Below are 23,009 nucleotides of genomic sequence, written 5' to 3'. Positions count from 1 at the left end.
CGGTCAGCCGCCAGGGGTCACCAGCCCCGTCTCGTACGCCAGCACCACCGCCTGCGCCCGGCTGCCGAGGTCGAGCTTGGTCATGGTGCGGTTGAGGTGGGTCTTGACGGTGGCCTCGCTGATGTAGAGGCGGTCGGCGATCTCCAGGTTGGACAGGCCCCGGGCGGTGAGTCTGAGGACCTCCACCTCGCGCGAGGTGAGCACGCCCAGGTCGGGCGGGGGCGCGGTGTCGACGGGCTTCTGCTGGTGGGCGAAGGCCTCGACCAGGCGCCGGGTGACGCTGGGGGCGAACAGGGCGTCGCCGCCGTCGACCGCCGTGACCGCCGCCAGCAGCCGCTCGGGTCCGGAGTCCTTCAGGAGGAATCCGGAGGCGCCGGCGCGCAGCGCGCCGTACACGTACTCGTCCAGGTCGAAGGTGGTCAGCACCAGGACCCGGGGCGGCCGGTCGGTGGCCTCGGCGAGGATCTGTTCGGTGGCCTCGATGCCGTTGACGCCGGGCATCCGGATGTCCATGAGGACGACGTCGGGCCGGGTCTGGGCGGCGAGCCGTACGGCCTGCTCACCGTCCCCCGCCTCGCCCACCACCTCGAAGCCGGGCGCGGCGTCGAGCAGGCCGACGAGTCCGGCGCGGATGAGGAACTGGTCGTCCACGACGAGCACTCTGATCATTCCGTACGGTCGTCCCCCCGGCCGTGCGCCGTCCCTTACCGCTCCGCTTCTCGCGCGCCCCCGCGGTCGCGTTCGGCGGCCGAGGTCGGCAGGGTCAGCCGGACCTCGTAGCCGCCCTCGGTGCGTGGGCCGACGCTGATCGTCCCGCCGTAGAGCGTGGCCCGCTCCCGCATGCCAATCAAGCCGTGACCGCCCCCTGTGGGCATTCTGTCCGGATCTGCCCCCTCGCCGTCGTCGGTGACACGGACAGTCAGTTCGTGGGTCTCGTACCGGAGTTCGACGCGCGCGTGGGCGGGGCCGGCGTGTTTGAGGGCGTTGGTGAGGGCTTCCTGGACGACGCGGTAGGCGCACAGCTCGACACCGGGCGGCAGCGGGCGGGCGGTGCCCTCGACGTCGAGGTCCACGGGCAGGCCGCCGGCCCGGACCCGGTCCACGAGTTCGCCGAGCCGGGCCAGGGTGGGCATGGGGGCCCGCTGCGGGGCCTCGGGGTCCTCCTCGCGCAGCACCTGGAGCATGCGGCGCAGTTCCTCCAGGGCCTCGCGGCTGGTGTCCGCTATGGTGCCGAGCGCGCCGCGCGCTTTGGCGGGGTCGGAGTCGAAGACGAACCGGGCGAGGCCGGCCTGCACGGAGATGACCGACATGTGGTGGGCGACGACGTCGTGCAGTTCGCGGGCGATGCGGCCGCGTTCCTCGGCGACCGCGCGGCGGGCCCGCTCGGCGTGTTCGGCGTGCAGCCGCCGGGTGAGTTCGGCGCTGCGGCGGGCCAGGAACCCGAACCAGACGAGTACCGAGCTGTAGAGCAGGGCCTGGCCGACCACGGACGCCATGGAGGGGCTGTGGCTGACCACGCCGGCGTACACCCAGACCGCGGAGGTGCAGGCGGCGCAGGCGAGCGCGGTGCACGGCGGGCGGACGGAGGCCACGGTGTACAGGGCGAGCATGGCGCCGAAGGTGCACACCACCGGCCAGTACCCGAGGCTGATGTAGCAGGTGGCGGCGGCCTCGACGAGCGCGAAGACGGCGAGCGGGTGGCGGCCGCGCAGGGCGACCGGGAGGTGGGCGAGGGCGACGAGGGCGTAGGCGCGGGCGTCGAGTTCCGGCCATCCCTGGGACCGGGACTCCTGCGCGACCAGGACGGCCACCACGGCCATGGCCACCGCGATCAACGTGTCCACGACGAGTGGGCGGGGGGTCCTCGGTCGCATCGCCGCAGGGTAACCCGCACGGCCCCACCGGGGAGTCAATCGCGCGCGGTACCGCGTGGGTTGCGGCGGGGCGGACACGGCGGTGGCCCGCGTCCCCGGGGGGCGCGGGCCACCTGTCGTGCTGTTCGCGCTACTTGTCGAGCGTGAAGTGCAGGACGTCCTTCAGGAAGGGGATCTGGAGCAACGGGTCGGGCTGGGCCATCAACGCGAGCAGCACGATGGCCAGGCCGAGGACGCCGTAGGTGACGATGTCGGTGAAGCGGGAGCGGACGGCGAGCATGCCGACGCCGGGCAGCATCCAGCGCATGACCGCGCCGGCCAGCAGGGCGGCGCCGATCAGCAGGGTGCCGTAGCGGAACACGTCGAGCGCGGTCAGCAGCAGGCCGAGCGCCACCGTCGACAGCACGACGAGCAGGGGCCACTGCCGGGCGGGCGCCGGGGCGTCGCCGGCCGCGGCCCGACCGCCGCCCTCGGGGCGGGCGGTGTCCCTGGTGAACAGCGGGAAGCGGCGGGTGACGCGGCGCGGGCGCCCCTCGGCGTCAGGGGCGCTGATCGCGTCGCGTACGGTCGGCTCCGCGGGCCCGCGGGTGTCCTCAGCCGGCACTGCGCTCCGCCGCCTCGACCACGTTGACCAGCAGCAGGGCCCGGGTCATCGGGCCGACGCCGCCGGGGTTCGGGGAGATCCAGCCGGCCACCTCGGTCACGTCCGGGTGGACGTCACCGACGATCTTGCCCTCGGCGTTGCGGGAGACGCCGACGTCCAGGACGGCCGCGCCCGGCTTGACGTCCTCGGCGCGGATCAGGTGCGGGGAGCCGGCCGCGGCGATGATGATGTCGGCCCGCTTGAGGTGCGCCGAGAGGTCACGGGTGCCGGTGTGGCACTGGGTGACGGTGGCGTTCTCGCTGCGCCGGGTGAGCAGCAGCGGCATCGGGCGGCCGATGGTGACACCGCGGCCGACGACCACGACCTCGGCGCCCTTGATCTCCACGCCGTGGCGGCGGAGCAGGGTGAGGATGCCGTTGGGGGTGCAGGGCAGCGGGGCCGGCTCGTTCAGGACGAGGCGGCCGAGGTTCATCGGGTGCAGGCCGTCGGCGTCCTTGGCCGGGTCCATCAGCTCCAGGACGCGGTTCTCGTCGATGCCCTTGGGCAGCGGGAGCTGGACGATGTAGCCGGTGCAGGCCGGGTCCTCGTTCAGCTCGCGGACGACCGCCTCGATCTCCTCCTGGGTGGCGGTGGCCGGCAGCTCGCGCTGGATGGAGGCGATGCCCACCTGGGCGCAGTCGCGGTGCTTGCCGGCGACGTACTTCTGGCTGCCGGGGTCGTCCCCGACCAGGATCGTGCCGAGGCCGGGCGTGACGCCCTTCTCCTTCAGCGCCGCCACGCGGGCGGTCAGATCGGACTTGATCTCGGCTGCGGTGGCCTTGCCATCGAGAATCTGGGCGGTCATGGTCCCATCCTCGCGGATGACCCGGCCCCGGTTCCAATCCGGGTGTCACGGCTTGATCAGTGATGTTGCACTTGCACAACACCTGCCGCCTCCGGCTGGACAAGTAAGAGCCTGTTAAAGAACGATGAGCGGACAGTGCCGCGGGCAGTACCGGGGGGACGGACCGCATCTGTAGAACTTCCTCCGAACCGTGCCGCGCGTCGTCCCCGCACTTGAGCAAACGGAGGAAGACCGCCATGAGCTTTGGCGACCCCAACAACCCGTACGGCCCCCCGCAGGGCCAGCAGGGCGGCTATCCGCAGCAGGGCCAGCAGCCCGGATACGGCTACCCCGGTGCCCCGCAGGGCCAGCCCGGGTACGGCTACCCGGCCGCGCCGCCGGTGCAGCAGCCGTACGGCTACGGTGTGCCGATGGAGATGCCGGGCCTGATCAAGACGGCTCGGGTGCTGCTGTTCATCCTGGCGGGCTTCCAGTACCTGGCCGGACTCTTCCTCGGCATCGCCGCCGGTGCCACGCAGGACGTCTCCAACGGCATCGGCTCCGGTGACGACACCAGCACGGCCACCGGTGTGCTGATCGCGTTCGCGCTGCTGATGCTGGCGCTGGGCACCCTGTCGATCTTCCTGGGCGTGAAGTTCAAGAAGGGCGGCGGCGGCATCCGCGTCACGACGATCGTGTACGCGTCGCTGATGCTGCTCGGCAGCCTGGTGAACATCGTCAACGGCGGTGGCGGTTCGGCGACCTTCGGCGGGATCATCTCCCTGGCCTTCGCCGGCATCATCCTCGCCTCCATGGTCAACGGCTCCGCCTCGGCCTGGTTCAACCGCCCGCGGTACTGAGCCGCCCGGCGCCCGGCACCGCTCCAGGGCCGCGTCCCGTCCGTCCGGACGGGGTGCGGCCCGGTGTCGTTTCCGGCGGCCGGCCGCACCGGTGCGGCCGGCTCACTGGTCGAGGTAGGCCAGCACGGCCAGGACCCGGCGGTTGTCACCGTCCGTCGGCAGGAGGCCGAGCTTGGTGAAGATGTTGCTGATGTGCTTGGCGACGGCCTTCTCGGTGACGAACAGGGCCTGGGCGATACCCGCGTTGGAGCGGCCCTGGGCGACGAGTTCGAGGACCTCGCGTTCGCGTTCGGAGAGGCTGCCGACGGATTCGTCGCGCTCCTTGCGGACCAGCAGCTGGGAGATGACCTCGGGGTCCATGGCGGTGCCGCCCGCGGCCACCCGCTGGATGGAGTCCAGGAACTGGCCGCCGTTGGTGACGCGGTCCTTGAGCATGTAGCCGACGCCCCGACCGCCGCTGGTGAGCAGTTCGCGGGCGTAGAGCGGTTCGACGTACTGGGAGAGCAGGAGCACCGGGAGGTCCGGGTTGCGCCTGCGCGCGGCGAGGACGGCGCGCAGGCCCTCGTCGGTGAAGTTCGGCGGCAGCCGGACGTCGACGACCGCGACGTCCGGCTGCTCCCGGTCCAGGGCTTCGAGCAGGTCGGTGCCGTTGTCCACGGCGGCCACCACGTCGTGGCCGTAGGCCCCGAGCAGGCGGATCAGCCCGTCCCTCAGGAGGAAGTGGTCTTCGGCGAGGACAATACGCACGGGATCTCCATCGTCACCATCGTCGGCCCGCCCACGGGACTGCTCACGGCCACCACGCCGTCGAAGGTGGCGAGCCGGCGCTCGATGCCGCGCAGGCCGGTGCCGCGGGAGGCGTCGGCGCCGCCGTGGCCGTCGTCGGTCACGGTGATGTGCAGCATCCCGCGATCGTAACGAAGGTCGATCCAGGCGCGGGCGGCACCCGCGTGCTTCGCGACGTTGGTGAGGATCTCGGAGATGGCGAAGTAGGCGGCGGACTCGACGGGCATCTCGGGGCGGCCGGGCAGGTCCACCTGGACCTCGGTGCGCACCGGGCAGGTCATCGCCAGCGCCCGTACGGCGTCGGCGAGTCCGCGGTCGGCGAGGACCGGCGGGTGGATGCCGCGGACCAGGTTGCGCAGTTCCTCCAGCGCCGCCGAGGACGACTGCCGGGCCTCGATGAGCAGGGCGCGGACGGCCTCGGGGTTGGTCTCCAGCAGGTGCTCGGCCGCGTCCAGGGTCATGCCCATGGCAACCAGACGGGCCTGGGCGCCGTCGTGCAGATCCCGCTCGATCCGGCGGATCTCGGCCATCTGCGTGTCCACCGCGTCGGAGCGGGTGGCGGCCAGGTGCTGGATCCGGCTGGCCATCATCTCGCTCTCGCTCGGCGCCAGCATCGCCCTGGTGTAGAGGGCGTGCCGGCGCACCGCGCGCGGGGCCGCCCACAGGGCCAGCGGCAGTTGCAGCAGTCCGAGGACGCCGGCGAGCACCGCCGTGGCCTGACCCTCGATCGGGATGAACTGGTACCACAGCCCATCCCACTCGGTGGACAGCGGCACCCCGAAGAAGGCGAGGAAGACGCCCCAGGCGCCGCTGAGGATCAGGGCCAGCGGGAAGAAGGCGAGGAAACCGCCGGCGATCGGGTCCGTGAGCACCCAGACGTACTCGCGCCGGGTCTGCGGGTCGCTCATGATCCAGCGGTAGCGGGCGACGGCACCGGAAGCCCCGGCGGGCGCGGGCGGCAGCGGTCCGGGCGGGCCGGGGATCTCCACGCCCGCCCAGCGCCGGGCGAGTTCCCGCTGCTGCGCGGCCAGGTTGCGCACGCCCTCCATGGCCCGCGGCACCATGCCGAGGCCGGGACCGACCAGGCTGATCGCGCCGGACACGGCGAGCGAACGGCCGAAGGCCGCCATCGACATCCAGCACAGGGTCACCACCCGGCGCAGACCCGTCAGCCCGGCCGACACCGAGAATCCCCTGATCGCCTCCGGTGGGCGGATCCCGCCGAGCTGCATCGTGCGGTCGTCCATGCGACTCGCTCCTTCCTGGCCTTGCTCCGCCGTGCGCGGCGCCGGTGCCGTACGTCTGTCGTGGTCCGAGGGGCCCGCACTCATTGTGGTGGCCGAGGGGCCGGGAAATCGGTGGTAAAAACCCCCCTCTTGCGGCCCTTCGCGGCCAACTGCCGTCAGGGGGCGACGAACAGCGAGAGCGTGTCGGCCACGCACGCGGCCCGGGGCTCCCCCTCGACCTCCACCGTCATGCGGACCGCGGCCAGGTGGCCGGCGGGCGTCTCGCGCACACCGGTGAGCTTCGCCCCGCCGCGCACCCGGGAGCCGACCGGCACCGGGCGCGGGAAACGCACCTTGTCCAGACCGAAGTTGACGCCCAGCTCCACCTTCTCGATGTCGAAGATGGCCCGCATCATGGCGGGCAGCAGGGCCAGGGTCATGTAGCCGTGCAGGATGGTGCCGCCGAACGGGCCGGTCGCGGCCCGCTCCGGATCGGTGTGGATCCACTGCAGGTCGCCGGTCGCCCCCGCGAACTGGTCGACCTGCTCCTGCGTCACCCGCACCCACTCGCTGTGGCCGAGGTGTTCGCCGACGGCGGCGGAGAACTCGTCCAGACTGGCGAAAGATCTCATGGCGTCGATTCTGTGCGGCTGCCGAACGGCCGGACAAGGCGGTCGCCCGCCGCGCGGCCGTTCGGTCAGCGAGCCGTCATCCGTTCGTCAGCGTGCGCGCCGGACCGGGCCGGCCGCGGCGCGCACGGGGTCAGCCGTACCGCTTCAGCTCGTGGAAGAAGCCGGGCACGGTGTGCAGCTGGTCGGCGTCCCGGACCCGGTCGTACACGTACTTCGCGACCGCCAGGTCGAGCACGCCGAGGCCGAACGGCGAGAAGACCACCGGCCGGTCCGCGGGCGGGGTGATCGCGCCGGTCAGCACGTCGTGGAGGGTGCCGGCGACGAAGTCCCGGTTGCCGGTGAGCTGTTCGGCCAGGTGGGGCGAGGTGCCCGCCTTGAGGCAGTGGTCGACGTCGTCGACCGCGTTCCAGGCGGAGAGGATGATCTCCGGCGACAGGTCGCGCAGCGACACGTGCAGCACCAGCGGGTTGTGCGTGAACCACTGCGGGTCGGTCACGTGCGGCTCTCCCGCGACGGTCGCGAACACGACGAGGTCGCTGGCGCGGATCAGGTCCTCCGGCTTGTCGTGCACGGTGATCTCCGTGCCCTCCGGGGCCGTGCGCCGCAGGTAGCCCGTGAAGCCCTCGGCGTGCTCGGCGGACAGGTCGTGCACGCCGAGGGCGTCGAAGGCGAAGCCGGAGGCCGCCAGGTAGGTGTGCAGATAGCGGGCGATCAGGCCGGTGCCGATGAAGCCGACCCGGGTGGGCCGGGTGCCGCGCGCCCGGCTGATCCGGTCGGCCGCGAGGGCCGCCGAGGCGGCGGTGCGGGCGGCGCTGATGATGGAGGACTCCAGGCAGGCGAACGGGTAACCCGTCCGCGCGTCGTTGAGGACGAGGACGGCCGAGGCGCGCGGCAGGCCGGCGGCCACGTTCTCCGGGAAGCTGGAGATCCACTTGATGCCGTGCACGTCCACGTCACCGCCCACCGAGGCGGGCAGCGCGATGATCCGGGAGGACGGGCGGTCCGGGAAGCGCAGGAAGTACGAGTCGGGGTTGACCGTCCGCGCCTCGCCGTGCAGCCGGTAGGCGGCCTCGACGGTCGAGACGACCTCGTCCTCGGCGCCGGCGAGCACCTGGTGCACCTGGGCACCGGAGATCACGGAGAAGGACGGGACCTGGGACACCTGTGAGGTCATGGGAACACTGCTCCAGGGAGTTCGTTGGACGAAGAGGGCCGGCCGGCGGGCCGGTCAGCCGATGCGGGCCAGGCCCTTGGCGTGCCGCCGGGCGCGTCCGCGCGACACCTGCAGCGGGTCCCAGCCGGGCGCGCGCCGGGGCAGCCGGGCGGGGTCGCCGAGCACCGTGCCGGACATCACCTCGGACAGCAGGGGGCGCCCCAGGATGTGGGAGACCGCGGCCATGCCGCCGGCGGCGACCCCGGCCATGCCGCTGCCGTGCCGGGTGTTCTGCCCGACCACGTACAGCCCCTCGACGTCGGTGCGCACATCGGGCCGCTGACCGCGCGGGCCCCAGCTGGCCATGCCGTACGGGGTGCCGCCGCTGGCGCGGATGTAGCGCTCGTGGGTGAGCGGGGAGGCGGCCTCCACATGGGTGATCCGGTCCCGGAACGGGCCGAGGACCCGCTCGGCGGTGTCCAGGACCAGCTCGGTGACCTCCCGCTTGCGGGCCAGGTAGGCGGGCCGGCGGCGGTACGGCTCGCCCGTGAGCGGGCCGCCGTCCGCGCCCCAGAACGCGGGTCCGGGCGGGAGGATCGTCAGCAGCTGGAAGTTGCTGTGGCCCGGCGGGCACACGGCCGGGGACCCGGCGTCCTTCACGGAGGCGAAGGAGAAGGCGAGCTGGGGGATCCGGTCCAGGGTGCCGGTACGGGCCCAGCGGTCCAGCATCCCCGCCTGCGCGCCCTCCATGTCGTCGCTGTCGTGCCACCAGATGTTGGCGTTGGGCAGGCCGGGCAGCTCGGTGTCGAGGGCGACGTACACCGCGACCACCGCGTCCCGCATCCTGGCCGCGCGGGTCCGGGCGACGAGGTCGGCGGGGAAGGTCTCCTCGCCGCCGCACAGGTCCAGGACGGTACGGCGGTAGTCGGCGTTGGAGACGACCAGCGGGGCGGAGACCCGGGTGCCGTCGGCGAGTTCGACACCGGCGGCGCGGCCCCGCTCGACCAGGATGCGGCGCACCTCGCAGCGGGTGCGCAGCTCGCCGCCGTACGCCTCCAGGGCCTCCACGAACGCGGCGACCAGGGCCTGGCCGCCGCCCTCCGGGAAGTAGGCGCCGCGCAGGTAGTGGTCCATCATCGTGACGTGCTCGGCGAAGCCGACGTCGGCGGGCAGGGCCCCGTAGTTGCCGGCCTGCGCGGCGAGCAGGGTGCGGCCCCTGGCGGACAGTCCGCAGTGGTCCAGGGCCTGGCCGAGGGTGCGCCGGTTCCAGCGCATGGTCTCGGGCGACCGGCGGAACAGCTCCACCATCGGGGTGCCGAGCAGACTGGCCCGGCCCGCCGCGGCGACGGCCGTGGCGAGGTCGAGGAACCGGTCCACGGCGGCGGCCTCGGCGGGCAGGGCCGCTTTGAGGCGGGCGCGGTAGCGGTCCCAGCCGGCCGGTACGTCGACCTGGGCGGTGGGCGTGATGATCCGGTCGAAGCCGCCGTCGTTGTCCATCGGCCGGAACCGCACCCGGTCGGCGACGCCCAGTCCGGACAGGACGGCGGGCAGCAGCCCGTCCGGGCCGCAGTCGCCGAGGTAGTGGGTGCCGACGTCGAACTCGTACTTGCGCCGGCGCCGGAAGACATGGGCGTTGCCGCCGGCGACGTCGTGCTGTTCCAGGACGAGGACCCGGCGGCCGTCGGCGGCGAGATAGCCGGCCGTCACCAGGCCGCCGACGCCGCTGCCGACCACGATCGCGTCGTACCGCTCCCCCGTGCCCTGCATCTGGCCCCCCATCAGAAGACGCCGCCCCCGTGGATCTCCACGACGGCTCCGGTGATGTACGCGGCCCGGTCGGACACCAGGAACGCCACCAGGTCGGCCACTTCCCCGGCGCGGCCCAGCCGGCCCAGCGGCACGCCCTTGAGCTGGCGTTCCAGGGCCGCGGCCGGCATGCCGCCGACCATGTCGGTCTCGATCAGCCCGGGTGCGACGACGTTGGCGCGCACGCCGCGCGGGCCCAGCTCCTTGGCGAGGGACTTGGTGAAGCCGATGATCCCCGCCTTGGAGGCGGCGTAGTTGGCCTGGCCGGTGTTGCCGTGGATGCCCGCCACGGAGGACAGGTTGACGATGACGCCGGTGCGGCGCTTGCTCATGGTGAACGCGGCGGCCCGGCACACGTGGTAGACGCCGTCCAGGTTGGTGCGCAGCACCCCGTCCCAGTCGTCCTGGCCCATCAGCACCAGCGGCCGGTCGCGGGTGACGCCCGCCGAGGTGACCACCGCGTCGACGGGGCCGAGTTCGCTCTCGGTGCGCGCGTACCACTCGCGCACGTCCTCCGGGTCGGCGACGTCGCAGCGGACGGCGAGCACCCGGGTGCCGTGCTCGGCGGCCTCCTTGGCGAGTTCCTCGGCAGCGTCCTGGTTCGAGCGGTAGCAGAACGACACGTCGAAGCCGTCCCGTGCGAGCCGCTGCACGACAGCCCGGCCGATGCCCCGGGAGCCGCCGCTGACCAGCGCGATCACGCGTCCTCCCCGAGCAGTCGCAGTACGGCGGCGGCGACGGCGCCGTCCCGGTCCACGGCGGTCACCAGCGCGGCCCGGCCCCGGGAGCCGGGGTCGGCCGCGGCGACGGAGAGCACCGCGGCGATCTGGAAGGAGGAGGCGGCGGCGCTGGTGTCGCCGAGCAGCTCCATCGACGGCACCCGGCGCAGCGCGTCGGCCGGCACAAGCGCGGCGAGCGCCTCGTACTCGGCGCGGCCCGCGTCGCTCGGCGCCGCGCAGGGTACGGCCGCCCAGACCTCGTCGGCACTGACCCCGGCCCGCTCCAGGGCGCGGCGGGCGCAGGCGTCGGCCGTCGCGAACGGGTCGTCGTCGATGTCGACGCGGGTCTCGATGCTCAGCACGGCGGCCAGCGGCGGGCGTTCGGCCGTCCCGGCGGGCTCCAGCAGGAACAGTCCGCAGCCCTCGCCGAGCAGCGGCGCGGGCTCGCCCGGCCGGGCGGCGGTGGCCTCGTACCAGGCGTGCGCGGCGGAGAACTCCTCCGCCGAACCGGCCACGTACTTGGTCGCCCGGCCCTGTCCCAGCAGCCGGCGGGCGTAGTTCAGGGCGAGCAGCCCGGCGGCCCGGCCGCCGGCGACCGTGGTGTTGGGGCCCTTCAGGCCGTGCCGGATGGCGGTGGCACCGGCCGCGTGGTTGAGGCTGCCGAACGGGATGCGGCCGGCGTCGACGTAGAAGGGGCGCTCGTTGGTGTAGGACTGGCGCAGGAAGTCGGTGACGTTCTCCAGGCTGCCCATGGTGATGCCGAGGACGACACCGGTCAGGTCGTCGGTGGTGACGGCCGGCTCGCCGGTGGCGTCCCGCAGCAGCCCGTCGGAGGCCACCAGGGTGAGCGCGGTGAGCCGGTCCATCTTCGCGGTGCCCCGCTTGCCGAGCAGTTCCTGGATGTCGAAGCCGGGCACGGTGCACACCTCCGGCGACGGCAGGGTGCCGTGAGCGGCGTCCGCCATCACGGCCGTCTTCGCACCGGCGCGCACGCCGGCGGTGAACGCCTCGCGTCCGACGCCGTACGGCGACACCGCCGACCAGCCGGTGATGACGGGCGTGTCCGGGGGCAGCGCGGCCCGCGGGACGGCAGTTGCGTTGCTCATGGTCGGACCTTCTCCCCGTAGGTGCCCAGGATCAGCACGGCGTTGTTGCCGGCGAAGGCGCTGGAGTTGTTCTGCACGATCCGGACGTCCGCCGTGACGGCCTCGTTGGGTACGACGTCGAGCGGGCAGTCCGGGTCGGTCTCGCGGTGGTTGATGGTGGGCGGGATGAACCCGTGCTCGATCGCGAGACCGCAGGCGATGGCGCCGAGCGCGCTGGCCGCGCCCATCGAGTGCCCCAGCATCGACTTCACGGCGACCGTGCGCGGCGGCGCGTCCCCGTACACGTCGAGGATGGCGGCCGTCTCGGTGCTGTCGTTGGCCTTGGTGCCGGTGCCGTGCGCGGAGATGAAGTCGACCTCCTGCCGCTTGACGCCGGCGTCGTCCAGGGCGAGCCGGATGCCCCGCGCGATGCCGTCCCGGTTGGGGGCGGTGGGGTGGGCGGCGTCGCAGCTCAGGCCGTAGCCGAGGACCTCGGCGTAGATGCGCGCGCCACGGGCCAGGGCCGACTCCAGGCTCTCCAGGACGAGGATGCCGGCGCCCTCGCCGGTCAGGATGCCGCCCCGGTCCTTGTCGAAGGGGCGCACCACGTCCGGGCTGAGCGCACCGAACCGCTTGAACAGGGCGAACGCCTTGCGGCAGACGGCGTCGGCGCCGCCGCACAGCGCCAGGTCGACCTCGCCGGAACGGATGGCGTCCAGGCCGTAGCCGATCGAGTAGTTGCCGGCCGCGCAGGCCGTGGTGACGGTGGTCGCCTCCACGTTCGGCATGCGCAGTTCGCGGGCGATGGCGGTGGAGAGCCGGCCGGCGTAGATCCGGCGGGCGAGCACCGGGTCCATCGCCTCGGGGTCCCCGGCGGCCAGCTCCTGCTCCAGCAGGACGGCGATGTCGTGGGACTCGCCGTCGGTGGTGCCGACGGTGATGACGGCGGGCCGGTCGGCGAGGTCGGTCTCGGTCAGCCCGGCGTCCTCGACGGCCATGCGGGCCGCGGCGACGGCGAACTGGCCGGCGCGGCCCACGTGGCCGGACGGCAGGTTGCGGATCCAGCGCTCCGGCTCGAAGTCGGGGACCTCGCAGGCGGTGTTCTGCCCGAAGCCCTCGGTGTCGAAGCGGGTGATCGGCCGGGCACCGGAGCGGCCCGCCTTCAGGCCCGCGGTGTACTCCTCGACCCCGGTGCCGATGCTGGAGATCACCCCGAAGCCGGTGACGACGACCCGTCGCTGCCCGGCCCGGTCGGTGGGTGCCGTGGTGGTCATGGGCGTCACCAGCCGGCGGCCGTGGCGGCCACCTGGTAGGTGGCCTCCACGTTGACCATCTTCGGCAGCTCGTTCATGTCGATGACGATGGAGTACTCCATTTCCAGCGCGCTGAGGACATCGATCAGCTTCAGGGAGTCCGCGCCCAGTTCGTCGATGAAGAGCGCCGTGTCGGAAAGGCGCTCCAGGTCCACGTCGATGTTCTCGGCGATGATTTCCCGGATACGGGTGAGGCGCTCGGGAGCGGCCGTCGTCATGGTCTTTCCTCCGTTTTCGGATGGCCGGTGGGTGATTCGCGGAAGACCTGCGAGGGAAAGTCGAAAAGAGCGGGAAGGCTGCGGGAAATGGGCAGCGATGAGGCTCGGCAAAAACCTAGTCAGCGGCGATGACTGTCCAGTGACCGTCAACTGACGGACCACTGACGGCGGTCAGTGGCCGCCCGCGCGGCGGAACCCGCGCACACCGCCCCACACCGCGGCGAGCAGCAGCGCCGTGAGCGTCACGGCGGTCACCAGACCCGGGTGGTGGGCGGGGAAGCCACCGGAGGCCGCCGTGCCCGGGTCGTTGCCCCACAGCCGCCGGCAGGTCGTGACGACCGACGTGACGGGGTTCCACTCGGCGACCGGGCGCAGCCAGTCGGGCAGGCCGCTGACGGGGACGTAGGCGTTGGACAGGAAGCTGAGGATGACCAGCACCAGCGCGCCGGTGCCGTCGATGGCCTCGATGTTGCGCTGGGTGGTGCCGAGCAGGATGCCGACCCAGGTCATCACGTAGACGAAGGCGAGCAGCACCCCGAAGCCGGCGGCGGTGCGCAGCACGCCCTCGTGCGGGCGCCAGCCCACGCCCAGGCCGACGAGGCTGACCGCGGTCAGGCTGACCGCGCCGACGACCAGGTCGGACAGGGTGCGTCCGAGCAGCACGGAGGACGGGGAGATCGGCAGCGAGCGGAACCGGTCGACCAGTCCGTGCCGCAGGTCCAGGGCGACACCGATGGCGGTGGGTCCCACGCCGGTCAGGCCGACCTGGATGGCGATGCCGGCCATGATGAAGTCCTCGTAGGCCACGCCGCCCGGGATGTGCATGGAGCTGCGGAAGAGGTAGCCGACGGCGATCAGCATCACCAGCGGGTTCATGGTGACCAGCACCAGCCGGCCCGGTGAGCGGCGCAGATGGGTCAGATGGCGGCCGGCCAGGGCGAACGTGTCACCGAGGTGCCCGCGCACGGATCCGGCCGCCGGCCGGGACGGGGCGGTCGGAGTGGTGGCCGTGGCCGTCACCGGGACTCCTCTCTCACAACGGGGGCATCCCCGGTGGTCGGCGCGGGGTGCTTCCGGGGGGTCGGTGACGGGTTCGGTTCCCTGGGCGGTGCAGGTCGTCCGCTCGTGCCCGTGAGGTCGAAGAAGACGTCGTCGAGCGTGGGCCTGCGCAGGTCGATGTCGACGGTGGGTACGCCCTTGTCGCGCAGGGCCTGCGCGGCGCGGGCCAGGTCGTCCAGACCGTCCGGGCCGAGCTGGACGGACACCCGGCGGGCGGCCTCGTCGGTGACGGGGGCCGGACCGCCGAGCACGGCCAGCGCGGCGACCGCGTCGGCGAGGTCCTCGGGGCCGGCCACGGTCACCTCCAGCCGGTCGCTGCCGACCTGCCGTTTGAGGGTGTCCGGGGTGCCCTCGGCGATGACCCGGCCGGCGTCGATGACGGCGATGCGGTCGGCGAGCTGGTCGGCCTCCTCCAGGTACTGGGTGGTGAGCAGGATCGTCACACCACCGGCGGCCAGGTCCCGCACCACGTCCCACAGCACGTTGCGGCTGGCCGGGTCCAGACCGGTGGTGGGCTCGTCCAGGAACAGCACCTCGGGGTCGCCGATGACACACGTGGCGAGGTCGAGCCGGCGGCGCATCCCGCCGGAGTAGGTACCCGCGGGCCGGTCGGCGGCCTCGGTCAGCTCGAACCGGTCCAGCAGCTCGGCGGCCCGGCGGGCGGCACCGCGCCGGCCGAACCGGAGCAGCCGGGCCAGCAGGACCAGGTTCTCGCGCCCGGTGAGGAGTTCGTCCACGGCGGCGTACTGCCCGGCCAGGCCGATGCGCCGGCGCACCTCCCGGCCCTCGCGGACCACGTCGTACCCGGCGACGGTGGCCCGGCCACCGGTCGGCCGCACCAGGGTGGCGAGGATGCGGACGGTGGTGGTCTTGCCGGCGCCGTTGGGCCCGAGGACCCCGAGGACGGTGCCGGCCGGCACCGCCAGGTCGATGCCCTGCAGCGCGGTGTGGGAGCGGTAGCTCTTGCTCAGCCCCTCGGCGAGGATCGCCGTGTCGGACGCGGCCACGGTCAGCCCGCCTGCCGCTGCAGGCTCAGCGGGCGCAGGTCGGTCCAGTTGCTCTCCACGTAGGCGACGGCGGAGGCGCGGTCGGTGGCGTCGAGGGCCACGCGCCAGCCGTCGGGCACGGCGGCGAAGGACGGCCACAGGGAGTGCTGCCCCTCGTCGTTGACGAGGACGAGGAAGGTGCCGTCTTCGTTGTCGAAGGGATTGGCCATGGCGGGTCTCCAGATCTCGGACGGTGGTGGACGGTCGGTGGTGGTACGACGTCGGTCAGCGGGCGGCGGCGACGGCGCCCAGCCGGCGCTCCACGGCGGCGCCGATGAGCGCCGCCGGGGCGGGCCGCAGCATCTGCTGGTGGCCGCAGGGCACGTCGTGCGTCTCGATGGGCCGGCCCAGGTACGGCTCCCAGCCCTTGGTCTTCAGCGCGCGCTCCTCCGCCGAGAGCCCGTCGGCGGCCCGGAACAGCGTCATCGGGCAGCCGTCGAAGCGGGTCGGGGTGTGCCGCTGGACCAGGTCGAGGTGGTTGCGCATGACCGCGAGCAGCCGTTCCAGGGTGTTCTGGCCGAGCCCGGCGAGCGGGCCGCCGGTGCGGGCCAGGTGGGCGGCGACGGCGGCCGGGTCGAGCCGGTCCGGGCCGGTGCCGTCGATTCCGGCCTCGGCGAGGAAGTCGGCGAGGAACTCCGCGTCGGTGGGGTGGACGCCGCGCCCGTCGTCGGGGTAGGCGTCCAGGTTGGCGAGGTGGGCGACCTCCTCGCCGGACGCGTGCAGCAGAACCGCGATCTCGTGGGCGACGATGCCGCCGTAGGACCAGCCGAGCAGGTGGTACGGGCCGTGCGGCTGTACGGCCCTGATCCGCGCCACGTAGTCGGCCGCGACCTCGCCGATGCTGGCGGGCAGCGGGCCGTCGTCCCCGAGACCGCGGGCCTGGAGGGCGTGCACGGGCCGCTCGGGGTGGATGTGCTCGGCGAGCGCGGCGAACGGGATGCCGAAGCCGAGCCCGCCGTGCACGCAGAACAGCGGCGGCAGGGTGCCGGCGGAGCGGATGGGCAGGAGCGGCCCGAGCAGGTCGACGGTGCCGTGGTCGGTCATGGCGGCGGTCGCGGTCCCCGGGGCGCGGTGCGGGTCGGCGGTCCCGCCCCCGCCCACGGCGCTCGCCGCCAGCGCCTCCAGCGTGCGGTGTTCGAAGACGGACGCCAGGGTGATCCGCAGACCGGCTCCGGTGGCGGTGTTGACCAGGCGGATCGCCTTCAGGCTGTCGCCGCCGAGCGCGAAGAACGAGTCGTCGGGGCCGGCCGGCACGCCCAGCACCTCCGTGACGGCCGCGCACAGCCGCCGCTCGGCGTCGGTGCGGGGCGGGCGCACGGCGCCGGAGCCGGCGGGGCGGGCCGGGGCGGGCGGCAGGGCGGCGGCGTCGAGCTTGCCGTTGACGGTCATCGGCAGCTCCGGCAGCGGCACATAGGCGCCCGGCACCATGTAGTCGGGCAGCGTGCGGGCCAGGTGCCGGCGCAGGTCGTCGGGCTCGGGCGCGGGCCCGCCGGGGGCGGGGACGACGTAGGCGACGAGCTGCCGGCGCCCCAGGGGGTCGGCGGGGGCGAGGACGGCGGCCCGGGCGACGGCCGGATGCGCCGTCAGCCGGCGTTCGATCTCGCCGGGTTCGATGCGGAAGCCGCGGATCTTGACCTGGTGATCGGCGCGGCCCACGTAGTCGATCCGGCCGCGGGCGTCCCAGCGCACCAGGTCGCCGGTGCGGTACATGCGTGCGCCGGGCTCGCCGTACGGGCAGGCCACGAACCGTCCGGCGGTCAGCGCGGGCCGGCCCAGATAGCCGCGGGCCAGCCCGGGTCCGGCCAGGTACAGCTCGCCGACCACCCCGCGTGGCACCGGTCGCAGGGCCTCGTCCAGGACGTAGGCGCCGGTGTCGGCGATGGGCAGGCCGATGGGCACGCCGGCCGGGGCGTCCACCGCGTCGGCGGTGTCCTGGAGAGTGGCGAACGTGGTGGTCTCGGTGGGGCCGTACACGTTGTACACCGCCGTGTCCGGCAGCGCGGCCCGCAGCCGGTCCAGGTGGTCGCGGGAGTGGGCCTCGCCCCCGGTGAGCAGGGCGCGCAGCGGGGCGAGGGCGCGCGGCCGGGTGTCGGCGACGGCGTTGACGAACTGGGTGGTGAGGAAGGCGACGGTCACCCCGGCCTGCCGCAGGAACGTGCCGAGCGCCTCGGGGTCCGCGGGTCCCGGCGGGCAGACCGCGAGCCGGGCGCCGTGCACGAGCGGGGCCCAGATCTCGAACGTGGAGGCGTCGAAGGCGACCGGCGCGAAGTACAGGAACGTGTCGTCGTCGGTGAACCGCAGCTCGGGTAGCCCGTGCACCAGGCGTGCGGCGGCCCGGTGGGAGACGGCCACGCCCTTGGGACGGCCGGTGGAGCCCGAGGTGTAGATGACGTACAGCAGATCGTCGGGGCGGGGCGCGGGCACGTCGGGCCCTCCGCCGGGCAGGGCGGCCAGGGCCTCCTGGGTGGCGGGCGCGTCCAGGACGACGACCTCGGCGACGGAACCGCCGGCCCGCGTGCCCTGGTCGGCGGCGGGTGCGCAGTGGGCGGTCAGGGACTCCTGGGTGAGCAGCAGGCGGGCACCGGCGTCGGTGAGCATGTCCCGTATCCGGTCGGCCGGGTAGGCCGGGTCGAGCGGCAGGTAGGCGGCGCCGGACCGGGCGATGCCGAGCAGCGCGGTCACCGTGGCCGGGCCGCGTTCCAGGCACAGCGCGACCAGGTCGCCGCGGCCGATGCCCCGGGCGGTCAGCAGCCGGGCCAGGCGCCCGGCGGCGTCCCACAGCTCGCCGTAGCCGGTCTGCACGATCCGGCCGGCCGGGTCCCGGTGGACGAGGGCGACCGCGTCCGGGGTCGCGGCGGCCTGCCGGGCGACCAGTTCGGTGAGGGTGGTCACGGGCGTGCCGGTGTGGCGCGTGCCGTGGGCCAGCAGCGCGGCGCGTTCCTCGGCGCCGAGGAGGTCCAGCCGGGACAGCGGGCGGTCCGGGTCGGCCAGCGCGGCGCCGAGCAGCCGGACGCAGGCGTCGGCGATGCTCCGGGCGGTGCCGGGTCCGAACAGGTCGGCGCTGTACTCAAGCGCCAGCTCGATGCCGGGCCCGGCCTCGGTGAACTGGAAGAACAGGTCCCACTTGGCGGTGGCCGACGGCACTTCCTCGGGCCGTACCGCGAGCCCGGCCGACCCGGCGGGGCCGGTGACCGTCTCCTGCTGCTGGAAGGCCTGCTGCTGGAAGGCGAACATCACCTGGAACAGCGGGTGCCGGGCCGGCGACCGCTCGGGACCGAGGACCTCCACCAGCTTCTCGAACGGCACGTCCTGGTGCTGGAAGGCGGCCAGGTCCCACGCGCGCACCCGGTCGACGAGCGCGCGCAGACCGGGGTCGCCGGCGGTGTCGGTGCGCAGCACCAGGGTGTTGACGAACATGCCGACCACGTCGTCGAGGCGTTCGTCGGCGCGGCCCGCCACGGGGGTGCCGAGCGGGATGTCGGTGCCCGCACCGAGCCGGGTGAGCAGGGCGGCGATGGCGGCCTGGAGCACCATGAACGGGCTGGCGTTCCACTCGGCCGCCCGCTCCCGCAGCCGGGCGGCCAGCTCCCCGGGCAGGGCGGCGCGCTCGGTGCCGCCCCGGTGGCCGGCGCGGGCGCCGCGCGGGAAGTCGTGGGGCAGCGGCAGTTCCTCGGGCAGGCCGGCGAGGGCCGTCGTCCAGTGCGAGAGCTGGCGGGCGAGTTCGCTGTCCGGCCGGTCCGCGTCGCCGAGCAGGTCGCGCTGCCACAGCGTGAAGTCGGTGTACGTCACCGGCAGCGGCGGCAACTCGGGCGCCCGCCCGGCGCCGCGTGCCGCGTAGGCGGCGGTCAGGTCCCGCAGCAGCGGGGTGAGGGACCAGCGGTCGGCGGCGATGTGGTGCAGGACGAGCAGCAGGACGTGTTCGTCGGGGCCGAGCGCGAACAGCCGGGCGCGTAGCGGGATCTCGGTCTCCAGGTCGAAGCCGCGGGCGGCCTCCGCGGCCAGCGCGGCCGGCAGCCCGGCCTCGTCGGCGGTGCTCGTGGGCAGTGGCACGGAGGCGTCGGCCGGCGCGAGCACCCGCTGCTCGGCCGGGCCGACGCCGTCCGCCGGACCGGTGCCGGGAACGGGGGGGAGCCCGGCACCGGGGTCGGCGGCGGCACCGGGGGCGGTGCGCGCCGGGAACACGGTCCGCAGCGCCTCGTGGCGGGCGACGAGGTCGCGCAGCGCCGCGTGGAGCGCGGGAACGTCGAGCGGGCCGGTGAGCCGGACCGCGAGCGGGATGGCGTAGAGCCCGCCGGGCGCGCCGAGCCGCTCGATGAACCACAGCCGCTGCTGGGCGTGGGACAGGGGGACGACCGCCGGTCGGGGCCGGGGGGTCAGCGCGGGCCGGGCGGGCGCGGCGCCGTTCAGCCGGGCGGCGAGCGCGGCGGGGCTCGGGGCCTCGAACAGGTCCCGGAGCTCCAGTCGCGCGTCGAGTTCGGCGCGGACCCGGTTGACGATGCGGGTGGCGAGCAGCGAGTGGCCGCCGAGGGCGAAGAAGTCGTCGTCCACGCCGACGCGTTCGAGCCCGAGGACCGCGGCGAACACCGTGCAGAGGACGGCCTCCTCGCGGGTGCGCGGGGCGCGGTCGGAGGTGGCGTAGGTGGGCGCGGGCAGGGCCCGCCGGTCGAGCTTGCCGTTGGCGGTCAGCGGCAGCGCGGGCAGCCGTACGACGGCCGCGGGCACCATGTGGTCGGGCAGCCGCTCGGCGGCGAACGCCCGCAACTCGGCCGTCAGTTCGCGGTCCGAGGGGCCGCCGTCCGGGTCGTGCGGGACGGCGTAGGCGACCAGGCGGGGGTCGCCGGGCCGGTCCTCGCGGGCCACGACGGCCACCTCGGCCAGCCGGGGGTGCCGGCCCAGCACGGTGGCGATCTCGCCGAGTTCGATGCGGAACCCGCGCAGCTGCACCTGTTCGTCGGCGCGGCCCAGGTATTCGAGGGTGCCGTCGGACCGCCAGCGGCCGAGGTCGCCGGTGCGGTACATGCGCGCGCCGGACTCGCCGTACGGGCAGGCCACGAACCGCCCGGCGGTCAGCGCGGGCCGGCCCAGATAGCCGCGGGCCAGCCCGGGCCCGGCCACGTACAGCTCGCCCGGCACACCGGCCGGCACCGGCCGCAGCGCACTGTCCAGGACGTACACCCGCAGGTCCGGGATGCCGCGCCCGATGACGCTGCCCCGGCCGGCCGCCGCGAGGTCCCGGTCCAGCTCCTGGTACGACACGTGCACGGTGGTCTCGGTGATGCCGTACATGTTGACCAGGCGCGGGGTGTCCGGGTGCCGCGCGTACCAGTCGGTGAGCCGGCCGGGATCGAGCGCCTCGCCGCCGAACACCACGTGGCGCAGGGCGAGTTCGCGCGGCCGGTCGGCGTCGGCGCGCATCAGCTGGTAGAAGGCCGACGGCGTCTGGTTGAGGACGGTGACCCGCTCGGCCGCGAGGAGGTCGAGGAAGGCGTCGGGCGAGCGGGCCACGTCGTGCGGTACGACGACCAGGCGGCCGCCGTACAGCAGCGCGCCCCACAGCTCCCAGACGGTGAAGTCGAAGGCGATGGAGTGGAAGAGGGTCCACACGTCGTCCGGGTCGAAGCCGAACCATCCGTCGGTGGCGTCCAGCAGCCGGATCACGTTCCGGTGGGGTACGACCACGCCCTTGGGCCGGCCGGTGGAGCCGGAGGTGTAGATGACGTAGGCGGGGTGGTCCGGGGTGAGGGCGGCGGGCCCGGGCGCGGTGACCGGCTGGGCGGCGGCCTCGGCGCCGACGGCGTCCGTGTCGAGGTCGACACGGACCGGGCCGGGCACGTCCGCCGGTCCGGGCAGCGCGATCCGGGTGGTGGTCAGCAGCAGCGCGGGCCGGGCGTCCCGCAGGGTGTGGGCGATGCGCTCCGCCGGGTGCGTGGGTTCGAGCGGCAGATAGGCGGCGCCCGCCTTGAGCACGGCGAGCACGGCGACGATCAGCTCGGCGCCGCGCGGCAGGGCCACGGCCACGAAGTCCTCCGGACCGGCGCCGCGAGCCGCGATCAGATGGGCCAGCCGACTCGACCGCTCGTCCAGCTCACGGTAGGTGAGCCGCACACCGGACTGATCGGTGACGGCTACGGCATCGGGGGTACGGGCGACCTGGGCGGCGAACCGGGCGGGAAGGGTCGCCCCGAGGGGGCCGGCCGGTGCGTCGGTGGCGGGCAAGTCGGAGACCGGCGTACCTGCGGAGGGCAAGCCGGAGTCCGGTGCCCCGGTGGTCGTTGGACCGGTAGCGGGTGGCGTGGCGCTCCACTCCGTGAGGATGCGGTGTTGTTCCGCCGGGTCCAGGGCGCCGAGGTGGGCGAGGGGGGCGTCCGGGGTGGTGGCCACCTCGGCGAGGGTGCGGACCAGCCGGTCCAGGAGGCGCTGCGCGGCCTCGGCGCCCTCCCCCAGCGCCGACGCCCGGTACGACAGCCGCAGCCCGAGGCTCTCGCCGGGCAGCACGGTCAGGTGGAGGGGGTAGTGCGTGGCCGCGTGCACCCGCGCGGCGGAGACCGTGCCGCCGGTGTCGCGGTGCAGCTCCTCCTCGTCCAGCGGATAGTTCTGGAAGGCGAGGACGGCGTCGAAGAGCTCGCCCTGGATGCCGCACGCGGCCTGCACCTCGGCCAGCGGCAGGTGCTCGTGCGGCATCATCACGACCTGCTGCCGGGCCAGGTCCCGGAAGAGTTCGGCGGCCGGACGTCCGGGCCGCACGTCGGCCCGAACGGGCAGGGTGTTGGCGAACAGCCCGATCATCGACTCGACGTCCGGGACCTCGGCGGGCCGCCCGGAGGTGACGGCGCCGAAGACGACGTCGTCGCGTCCGGTGAGCCGGCCGAGCAGCAGCGCCCAGCAGCCCTGCACCACGGAGTTGAGGGTGAGTCCCTGTGTCCGGCTCCACGCCAGCAGCGCCCCGGTGTGCTCGCGCGGCAGGACGGCCTCGGCCTCGACGGGCGGCTCCCCGGCGCCGGTGGCGTCGGGGGCGACCCGGACGGGGCCGTCGAGCCCGCGCAGCAGGTCGGCCCAGGCGCCGCGCGCCGCGTTCTTGTCGCGGGCGCCGAGCCAGGCGAGGTAGGAGCTGAACGGCGCGGGTGCCGGCGGTTCCTCGGACCGTCCGGCGAGCAGGGTGAGTTCGCGTACCGCCAGGGGCAGTGACCAGCCGTCGACCAGGATGTGGTGCACCGACCACACCAGCCGGTGGCTGCGCTCGCCGAGCCGGATGAGGCTGAACCGCATGAGTGGCGGGCGGGCCGGGTCGATCCGCCGCCCGCGGTCCTCCCGCGCCAGCCGGTCCGCCGCGGCGGACCGCTCCCCGGCGGGCAGCCGGGTGAGGTCGTGCACGGCCCACTCGGGCGTCACGTCGTCCTCGCGGAGCACGATCTGCACCGGCTCGCCGTTCTTGCGGTGCCGGAAGCAGGCCCGCAGGTTCGGGTGCCGGCGCAGCAGCGCGGCCGAGGCGGCCCGCAGCCGGCGTTCCAGGTCGGTGCCGTCGCCCTCGATGTCCGCGGTGAACTGGAGGACGTAGTGGTCGGTCGCCGCGCGGTCGTACGAGGACAGGAAGAGCAGTCCCTGTTGCAGCGGCGAGAGCGGAAGCACTGCGCTGATCTTCGACCCGGTGCTGTATTCGGTCACGTCAGGTCCTCACTCAACTCAAGTTCGAGGTCGGCGAGTTCTTCGGCGGACAGAGTGATGAGCGCGTCGGCGGGCTCCGGCGCGGCGGCCTCTTCGGCGGGCGCCTCGCCGGCCGTCCGGGCGAGGTCGGTGACCGTGCGCCG

Annotated in this window: 18 protein-coding genes; 1 reads left to right on the top strand and 17 read right to left on the bottom strand. The window is 74.1% G+C overall.

Going from position 1 to position 23,009, the window contains the following annotated elements; translation table 11 throughout:
- Positions 1–3: 3 nt before the first annotated feature.
- The 4 genes from C3492_RS32575 to C3492_RS32560 form a co-directional block, all read right to left on the bottom strand.
- Positions 4–669, bottom strand: coding sequence for a response regulator transcription factor (locus C3492_RS32575; RefSeq protein ID WP_103816253.1), 666 nt, complete (start codon positions 667–669; stop codon positions 4–6).
- Positions 670–704: 35 nt separating this feature from the next.
- Positions 705–1,874 carry a sensor histidine kinase gene (locus C3492_RS32570; RefSeq protein ID WP_181140671.1) on the bottom strand — a complete coding sequence of 390 codons (1,170 nt, stop codon included), beginning with the start codon at positions 1,872–1,874 and terminating at the stop codon, positions 705–707.
- 130 nt (positions 1,875–2,004) lie between these two features.
- Positions 2,005–2,478, bottom strand: a complete 474-nt coding sequence (locus C3492_RS32565; protein WP_103816251.1) for a DUF3017 domain-containing protein — start codon at positions 2,476–2,478, stop codon at positions 2,005–2,007.
- The gene (locus tag C3492_RS32560) at positions 2,468–3,322 is read right to left on the bottom strand and encodes a bifunctional methylenetetrahydrofolate dehydrogenase/methenyltetrahydrofolate cyclohydrolase (RefSeq protein ID WP_014674506.1); all 855 of its coding nucleotides are present in this window, start codon (positions 3,320–3,322) and stop codon (positions 2,468–2,470) included. Before C3492_RS32560 ends, C3492_RS32565 begins: the two co-directional genes overlap by 11 nt.
- 236 nt (positions 3,323–3,558) lie before the next feature.
- On the opposite strand from C3492_RS32560, the gene C3492_RS32555 reads away from it, so the two are divergent.
- A complete protein-coding gene (locus C3492_RS32555) occupies positions 3,559–4,161 on the top strand; it encodes a hypothetical protein (protein ID WP_103816250.1) in 603 nt (200 codons plus the stop codon).
- Positions 4,162–4,263: 102 nt separating this feature from the next.
- Here the strand turns inward: C3492_RS32555 and C3492_RS32550 are convergent, their stop codons facing one another.
- The 13 genes from C3492_RS32550 to C3492_RS32490 all read right to left on the bottom strand — a co-directional run bounded on the left by C3492_RS32550 (position 4,264) and on the right by C3492_RS32490 (position 22,866).
- Complete coding sequence (locus tag C3492_RS32550; protein WP_103816249.1) at positions 4,264–4,908, bottom strand: response regulator transcription factor; 645 nt, start codon at positions 4,906–4,908, stop codon at positions 4,264–4,266.
- The gene (locus C3492_RS32545) at positions 4,872–6,194 is read right to left on the bottom strand and encodes a sensor domain-containing protein (protein ID WP_103816248.1); all 1,323 of its coding nucleotides are present in this window, start codon (positions 6,192–6,194) and stop codon (positions 4,872–4,874) included. Before C3492_RS32545 ends, C3492_RS32550 begins: the two co-directional genes overlap by 37 nt.
- A 155-nt stretch (positions 6,195–6,349) precedes the next feature.
- A complete protein-coding gene (locus C3492_RS32540; protein WP_103816247.1) occupies positions 6,350–6,805 on the bottom strand; it encodes a MaoC family dehydratase in 456 nt (151 codons plus the stop codon).
- A 130-nt stretch (positions 6,806–6,935) separates the two neighbouring features.
- Positions 6,936–7,979, bottom strand: coding sequence for a 2,3-diaminopropionate biosynthesis protein SbnB (sbnB, locus tag C3492_RS32535; protein ID WP_103816246.1), 1,044 nt, complete (start codon positions 7,977–7,979; stop codon positions 6,936–6,938).
- Positions 7,980–8,033: 54 nt separating this feature from the next.
- Positions 8,034–9,725, bottom strand: a complete 1,692-nt coding sequence (locus C3492_RS32530; protein ID WP_258056030.1) for an NAD(P)/FAD-dependent oxidoreductase — start codon at positions 9,723–9,725, stop codon at positions 8,034–8,036.
- An 11-nt stretch (positions 9,726–9,736) separates the two neighbouring features.
- Positions 9,737–10,465: a 3-oxoacyl-ACP reductase FabG gene (gene fabG / locus C3492_RS32525; RefSeq protein ID WP_103816244.1), complete on the bottom strand. Its 729-nt coding sequence runs from the start codon at positions 10,463–10,465 to the stop codon at positions 9,737–9,739.
- A complete protein-coding gene (locus tag C3492_RS32520; protein WP_103816243.1) occupies positions 10,462–11,589 on the bottom strand; it encodes a beta-ketoacyl synthase N-terminal-like domain-containing protein in 1,128 nt (375 codons plus the stop codon). The genes fabG and C3492_RS32520 overlap by 4 nt, the downstream gene beginning before the upstream one ends.
- A complete protein-coding gene (locus C3492_RS32515) occupies positions 11,586–12,842 on the bottom strand; it encodes a beta-ketoacyl synthase (protein WP_103816242.1) in 1,257 nt (418 codons plus the stop codon). The genes C3492_RS32520 and C3492_RS32515 overlap by 4 nt, the downstream gene beginning before the upstream one ends.
- Before the next feature lie 5 nt (positions 12,843–12,847).
- Positions 12,848–13,099: an acyl carrier protein gene (locus C3492_RS32510; protein WP_041665449.1), complete on the bottom strand. Its 252-nt coding sequence runs from the start codon at positions 13,097–13,099 to the stop codon at positions 12,848–12,850.
- Between the two features lie 171 nt (positions 13,100–13,270).
- Positions 13,271–14,119 carry an ABC transporter permease gene (locus C3492_RS32505; RefSeq protein ID WP_103816241.1) on the bottom strand — a complete coding sequence of 283 codons (849 nt, stop codon included), beginning with the start codon at positions 14,117–14,119 and terminating at the stop codon, positions 13,271–13,273.
- The gene (locus tag C3492_RS32500; RefSeq protein WP_103816240.1) at positions 14,116–15,165 is read right to left on the bottom strand and encodes an ATP-binding cassette domain-containing protein; all 1,050 of its coding nucleotides are present in this window, start codon (positions 15,163–15,165) and stop codon (positions 14,116–14,118) included. The genes C3492_RS32505 and C3492_RS32500 overlap by 4 nt, the downstream gene beginning before the upstream one ends.
- Before the next feature lie 2 nt (positions 15,166–15,167).
- The gene (locus tag C3492_RS32495) at positions 15,168–15,374 is read right to left on the bottom strand and encodes an MbtH family protein (protein ID WP_014674493.1); all 207 of its coding nucleotides are present in this window, start codon (positions 15,372–15,374) and stop codon (positions 15,168–15,170) included.
- A 55-nt stretch (positions 15,375–15,429) separates the two neighbouring features.
- Positions 15,430–22,866 (bottom strand): non-ribosomal peptide synthetase, encoded by a 7,437-nt coding sequence (locus C3492_RS32490; protein WP_103816239.1) that lies wholly within the window; start codon positions 22,864–22,866, stop codon positions 15,430–15,432.
- Positions 22,867–23,009 lie beyond the last annotated feature (143 nt).

It is taken from the genome of Streptomyces sp. Ru62 (genome assembly GCF_002920615.1).
Classification (GTDB): Bacteria; Actinomycetota; Actinomycetes; order Streptomycetales; family Streptomycetaceae; genus Streptomyces.
Note: the sequence above shows the minus strand (reverse complement) of the source record. Positions and strands in the feature narration are given on the sequence as shown.